A 5,559-nucleotide genomic window follows, 5' to 3' on the forward strand; every position below is an offset into this window, starting at 1 on the left:
GGTCGGTCCGTCCGCCGGTCACAACACAAAGCCGCCCGGGCCTTGAGTCCTTCTACGGAAGGAGCCAAGGCCCGGGCGGCTTTGTGCGTGCGGGTGGCCTGCTGTGTCCTGCGGGTGGCTAGGCGTCCAGCGGTGCGGCGGCGACGGTCGGCAGGGTAGGTGACGCGGATCCGCCTTCGGGCTCCACGGTGATGCCCAGCGCGGCCGCGGAACCGATGCCCTTGACCACCGCGGGCTTGGACAGGGCTTCAGCGTCCATGAGGCCCTGCGAGACCGGGGCCGAGCCGTCCTTGGGGATCAGCCACATCTGGTAGACCTTGCCCACGGGCGGGGCCGGGACGCCGTTCATTTTGACGACGGCGGCATCCTTGGACGGGGAAATCGACACGGTGGCGGTGCCGCCGCCGTTGACGTCGACGGTGGCCTGGCGGACGTCGCTGGCCTGCATTACCTGATTCAGGGGATCGTTCTGGTTGGCCACGTAGGCTCCGACGCCCACACCGCCCAGGGCGATCACGGCTGCTGCGGCGACGCCGATAAGCCAGTTCCGCATGCCCTGCGGGCGGCGGCGCTCTTCCCTGCGCTGGCGGGCCGCACCGAGTTCGTCGGTGGCGGGCAGCGCGGAGCCGTCGCGTACCGGATGCGGCAGCACCGGCGTCGCTTGCGGACCCGTGCCGGGCAGCGGCACTGCGGCGGGGGACTGCGCTGCGGCCTGCTCTGCCGTCTGCGCAGGCAAGGATGACATGATCCGGTCCAGCAGCCCGGGCGGAGGCTCTTCCTCTGCGGTGAAGCTGGTGGCCAGGGTCTCCCGGGCCTGCCGGACCCGCTCGTTGAAGGCAGCCCTGTCTGCTGCCGGTGCGGAGGCGAGGAACTGCTCGATTGCGGCGCGTTCGGCGTCGTCCACGGCGTTGAGGGCATAGACCTCGGCAAGGTCCACCACGCGGCCGGACGACAGGTCGGTGGCGATCTCGGCGGTGAAGCCGCCGGGGAGGCGGTTGTTGTTCTCATGTGCGTTCATATCGGTCAATTCAGCTCACCCCCAAGCAGGTCTTCAGTCGGATGAGTCCATCGCGGATGCGGGACTTGATGGTAGGTACCGCGGCATTGAGCCGCTCGGCCACTTCCCGGTAGGTGAGGCCGCCGTAGTACGCCAGCCGGACGGACTCCTGCTGCGTATCGGTCAGCGTCTCCATGCACCGGACCACGGCCTCGGCCTCGAGCCGGCTGCCGACTTCGTCCGAGACGGAATCGTGGTCGATCTCCTGGCTGCTGGCACCGTATCTGGCTTCGCGGTCGGTGGCGGACTGCGAGGACCGTACCTTGTCAACGGCGCGCCGGTGCGAGATCGTCATGAGCCAGGCGAGCGGACTGCCGGCGGCGGGATTGAATTTGGCGGCGTTCTGCCACACCTGGAGGAAGACTTCCTGGGTGGTGTCCTCACTGAGTTCGGTATCGATCAGGACCCGGCGTGCCATGCCGAAGACGCGCCTGGAGGTGAGGCTGTAAAATTCCGCGAACGCCGTCTGGTCGCCCTGAGCAATGAGTGCCAGCAGGCGGCTGAGCCGGCCGTTGATGTCGGCTGAGGTGTCCGCCGGTGCGGCGGCCTCGGGGTTCGGGGCATTCGGAGTTTCCATCACTCCCAAGCATAGGGCGCTTGCAGCCCAACGCGGGCCAATCGGTGCGGCATGCGGCGAGGGGCCGGCCCCTGCCACGCGGGCAGAGGATCTGTCCAGATGTACTGTTCTCACCTGCCGCTCCTCGCTCCCTTCCGTTTCTCCGCACAATGCCCGGTAGACAAAATGTGAGTGGGCGGATTGGTGTCCGCCTTCAGAAGTGATTCGGTGCGGCCCGGCACCTGGATGGGCGCGCTGCGCGGGAATTCTTTCCCGCGGGCCGCCCATGTGGCCGCCGCACGTCCTGGCGGGCCTCCGCGGCGGACCGCTACAACTTGGCCCCGGCGAACCCGTTCTGGCGCCACGCCTCGTAGACGGCGATGGATGCCGCGTTGGCCAGGTTCAGTGACCGGAGGGCTGGGAGCATCGGCAGGCGCACCCGGGACGTCACCCGGGGACTGTTTTTGACTTCCTCGGGCAGGCCTACGGATTCAGGCCCAAACAGGAGGACGTCGCCGGCACGGTAGCGGATATCTGTGTACGTGGTCTCGCCGTCGGAGGTGAAGGCAAATACCCGTTCCGGCTCGAGAGCGGCCCACGCCGCGTCGATGTCCGGGTGGACGGTCACGACGGCGAGGTCGTGGTAATCAAGGCCCGCCCGCCGGAGTTTGGCGTCGGAAAAGTCAAAGCCCAGGGGCTCCACCAGATGCAGTTCGGCCCCCGTGATGGCAGCCAGCCTGATGGCGTTTCCCGTATTGCCGGGGATTTCTGGGGTGTGGAAGAGGATGCGGAACACCGTCCCATCCTAGCGAGCCGCCGGCGTCGAACGCGCCTCGGGCCTTCCGTCCCCGGGACGCAGGGGAGCGCCCGGGCGGAATCTAGTGCATTCCGCGCAGCAGGCGGGCCAGTACGGGAACGTTGACGGTGTTGGGCGCCGGTCCCGAGCCGAGGAACAACTTCAGGCCGCGGGCCAGGCCCGCGGCGTTGACCACCTCGACAAGGCCCGAGCCTTCCCCGTATCCGCTTCCCTGGCCGCCGGGGGCGCGGCGGTGCCGGTCGATGACCGGTTGATGCAGATTGCCGTCCGTGCTGTGGACGACAATCCAGCCGGTGACATTGAGCTCGGGAAATATGTCCTGCATCCGGCGCACGATGTGGCCCAGCTGGGGCGGGGCGACGGAGCGTCCGCCGTGGGTCAACGTGCTGCCGTTCCATGCATAGGCACCCGCCGGCAGGAGCATGGATCCGACGATCGCGAGACGGTACCCGGCAAGGACCGCGTGGTCGATGTGGCTGTTGTCCGCCGGGGACTGCAGCCCGTTGACAAGGCGCGCCGCCGGGATGGTGGTCAGGATCTGCCTGCTGATGAGCTGCACGGTGCGCATCTCGCGTTGGATCCGGGCTTCGGCGCCGAAGATGCCGCGCTTGCGGGGCATGCCGTGGACCTGCTGCCGGGCGACGCTGGCGGGAATCAGCGGCACCGCCGACCCGCCGTCAAACTGCTCGAACGGGGGAACGTAGACGGGTGGATCTGCGGCCGTATTCCGCGGCGTGTTCGGCCGGCGCACGTTGGCTGAGGCCCGGCTGCCCGCTGCGGGCGCGTCGAAGTGGGCGCCCTCATCGCCGGCGGGAGACGAATACGCGCCGCCGGATGCGCTGCCGTAGGAGCGGTCATAGTCCGCGCGGCGCTTCGTGTCGATGAGGGTCTCGTAGGCGAGCGTGACGCGCCGAAACGCTGCAGGGTCGCCGCCATGGTCCGGGTGGGCGGTCCGGGCGGCCTTGCGGTACGCGACTTTGATGTCCTTCTCCGTCGCCGTCACGGGGATCCCGAGGACCTGGTAATGCGAGCTGCTGCCCTGCGTCAAACAGAGATCCTTTTCGTTGATGGTACCGGCGGTGGGAATGCCGGACCGTTCGTGGGCGTCCGGCGTGCCCAGTTTAACCGGCTGGAGGAATAACGAGTGCGTGCACAGGGATGGTTCCCGCCGGCTGGCATAATTCAGCGCATGCTGATCGCCGTCGCCGTCAACCCGCGCGCATCCTTTGGCCGGGCGCGGCACGCCGGCAAGGACGCGGCGGCGCACTTCCGCGCAGCCGGGGCGGAGGTCCTGCTGCTGTGCGCGGACAGTTATGCCGGGCTCGCGCAGGCAGTTGAGGATGCGCTGGAGTCGGGCGTGGATGCCCTCGTGGTGGTGGGTGGCGACGGCATGGTCCACCTCGGGCTTAACGCGATAGCAGGTGCCGGTGCCGATGCGGTTGCCGGTGCCGATGCCGGAGCAGGTCCCGGCGCCCGCCGTCGGGTTCCGCTGGGCATCATTCCCGCCGGGACGGGCAACGACACGGCCCGGGCGCTGGGCCTGCCGCTGCACAACCTCCCGGCGGCCTGCGAACGGGCGCTGGAGTCGTTAGCCGGCGGCGGCCGGATGATTGACGCCGGCAGGATCACCGCCGGAGGATCCTCCCGCTTGTTTGCGGGCGTGGTCTCGGCCGGGTTCGATGCCGCCGTCAATGAGCGGGCCAATGGCTGGCGCTGGCCGCGCGGCAAGATCCGCTACCAGCTCGCCATGCTTCGGGAACTGGCGTCGTTCCGGGCCATCGATTACACGGTGACGGCCGACGGCGAGCAGTGGCAGCAGGGCGCCATGCTGATTTCCGTCGCCAACGGCCAGTCGATCGGCGGCGGGATGAGGATCGTCCCGGGAGCCGCCCTTGATGACGGCTACCTGGACCTCTTCATTGTCAACCGGCTGTCCCGGACCCGGCTGCTGGCCGTGTTCCCGAAGGTCTTTGCCGGCAAGCACGTGGGCCACCCCGCCGTGCGGCTTCGTCGGGTCCGCACCGTGGAACTGTCCGCCGGCAATATCGTGGCCTACGCCGACGGCGAGCGGATCGGGGCGCTCCCGATGACCATTGAGGTCGTTCCGCGGGCCGTCTGCGTCCTGGCGTAGTGGCGCGGCCTGGCGTCTTCGCTCCGCTGCCGGGACCCGCCGTCTGGCCTAGCTGCCTGGCGTAGCGGCCGGCACGGCCCTGCGCGGGGACAGCCTGTTCAGTGCCAGGGCACCCACGAGCAGCCCGAAGTCACGCAGAGCGACATCGTAGAAGCCGCCGAGGATGATCAGGTTGATGATGATGCCCAGCAGCCAGGCGGCCACGAGCGCCGATCCGAAGCGCGGACGCAGCGCCACCGCCACGCCGGCGACGATTTCCACCACGCCAACGATGTACATGATCGTCTGGGCCGGCAGCGGGACCACCTGGGTCACCACGGGCGCCAGATACATCGTCCAGTCGGTCAAGAGGTTTGTGAACTTGTCCAGGCCGAACAGGATCGGCGCAACTGTAAAGACGGTCCGCAGCAGCAGGAAGGCCTGACGGTCCGCCGTGAGCTGCAGTGCGGGAGTGGCGGGGGCTGGGGAAACTTTCATGGCATCGCTCCTTCTAAAAGTGGATATCTAGATTTTAGAGGCCCCCGCGGGGATTAAGCAATGATTCTTGTTTTTAGAGATATTCTTGTGTCATGACCAAGCTTCCGTGGAACCACAGGCTGGCGGCGGTCGCATCGCTGGGAGACGAGAGCCGCAGGAGGCTGTTTGATTTCGTCGCCTCAGCGGGAGATGCCGTTGGCCGGGACGATGCCGCGCAGGCTGTGGGCCTGGCGCGGAGCACTGCCTCGTTCCATCTGGACCGGCTCGTGAAAGACGGGCTGCTGGCCGTGGAGTTCCGCAAGCTCGGAGGGCGGGAGGGTCCGGGGTCCGGTCGGCCCGCCAAGCTGTACCGGGCCGCCGTGGATGAGGTCGCGGCCTCGGTGCCCGACCGCCACTATGATCTTGCCGCCGAACTGCTGGTGTCCGCGATCGAGGACGCAGCCAGCGGCGGCGGTTCGCCGCGGGAGGCCCTGCTTCGGGCTGCCCGCGCCAGGGGGCAGTCAGCGGGCGAGACGGCAGCC

Annotated in this window: 7 protein-coding genes; 2 read left to right on the forward strand and 5 right to left on the reverse strand. The window is 68.4% G+C overall.

Annotation, left to right across the window (positions count from 1 at the left end):
• Window positions 1-118: 118 nt before the first annotated feature.
• From Y706_RS0119910 to Y706_RS0119925, 4 genes are all read right to left on the reverse strand, one after another.
• Window positions 119-1,018, reverse strand: a complete 900-nt coding sequence (locus Y706_RS0119910) for an anti-sigma factor (protein ID WP_043436603.1) — start codon at window positions 1,016-1,018, stop codon at window positions 119-121.
• Between the two features lie 10 nt (window positions 1,019-1,028).
• Entirely contained in the window at window positions 1,029-1,634 is a 606-nt protein-coding gene (gene sigK / locus Y706_RS0119915) for an ECF RNA polymerase sigma factor SigK (protein WP_028277969.1), read from the reverse strand.
• Between the two features lie 307 nt (window positions 1,635-1,941).
• On the reverse strand, window positions 1,942-2,409 hold the full coding sequence (locus Y706_RS0119920) for a tRNA (cytidine(34)-2'-O)-methyltransferase (RefSeq protein WP_028277970.1): 468 nt from the start codon (window positions 2,407-2,409) through the stop codon (window positions 1,942-1,944).
• Between the two features lie 82 nt (window positions 2,410-2,491).
• Window positions 2,492-3,478, reverse strand: a complete 987-nt coding sequence (locus Y706_RS0119925) for a J domain-containing protein (RefSeq protein ID WP_028277971.1) — start codon at window positions 3,476-3,478, stop codon at window positions 2,492-2,494.
• 141 nt (window positions 3,479-3,619) lie between these two features.
• Between Y706_RS0119925 and Y706_RS0119930 the strand changes: the two genes are divergently transcribed.
• Window positions 3,620-4,561 carry a diacylglycerol/lipid kinase family protein gene (locus tag Y706_RS0119930; protein ID WP_028277972.1) on the forward strand — a complete coding sequence of 314 codons (942 nt, stop codon included), beginning with the start codon at window positions 3,620-3,622 and terminating at the stop codon, window positions 4,559-4,561.
• A gap of 48 nt (window positions 4,562-4,609) precedes the next feature.
• Here the strand turns inward: Y706_RS0119930 and Y706_RS0119935 are convergent, their stop codons facing one another.
• Complete coding sequence (locus tag Y706_RS0119935) at window positions 4,610-5,038, reverse strand: hypothetical protein (RefSeq protein WP_028277973.1); 429 nt, start codon at window positions 5,036-5,038, stop codon at window positions 4,610-4,612.
• A gap of 92 nt (window positions 5,039-5,130) precedes the next feature.
• Here Y706_RS0119935 and Y706_RS0119940 point away from each other — a divergent pair.
• Window positions 5,131-5,559 (forward strand): helix-turn-helix domain-containing protein (locus Y706_RS0119940; protein ID WP_028277974.1); only part of this gene is annotated, 429 nt, incomplete at its 3' end.

Source organism: Arthrobacter sp. I3, assembly GCF_000520575.1.
GTDB classification, from domain to species: domain Bacteria; phylum Actinomycetota; class Actinomycetes; order Actinomycetales; family Micrococcaceae; genus Arthrobacter; species Arthrobacter humicola_A.

Bases quoted from the DNA above. Each gene is read 5' to 3' on its own strand.
- Y706_RS0119910 (WP_043436603.1), bottom strand. From the start codon at position 1,018: ATGAACGCACATGAGAACAACAACCGCCTCCCCGGCGGCTTCACCGCC.
- sigK (WP_028277969.1), bottom strand. From the start codon at position 1,634: ATGGAAACTCCGAATGCCCCGAACCCCGAGGCCGCCGCACCGGCGGAC.
- Y706_RS0119930 (WP_028277972.1), top strand. From the start codon at position 3,620: ATGCTGATCGCCGTCGCCGTCAACCCGCGCGCATCCTTTGGCCGGGCG.
- Y706_RS0119935 (WP_028277973.1), bottom strand. From the start codon at position 5,038: ATGAAAGTTTCCCCAGCCCCCGCCACTCCCGCACTGCAGCTCACGGCG.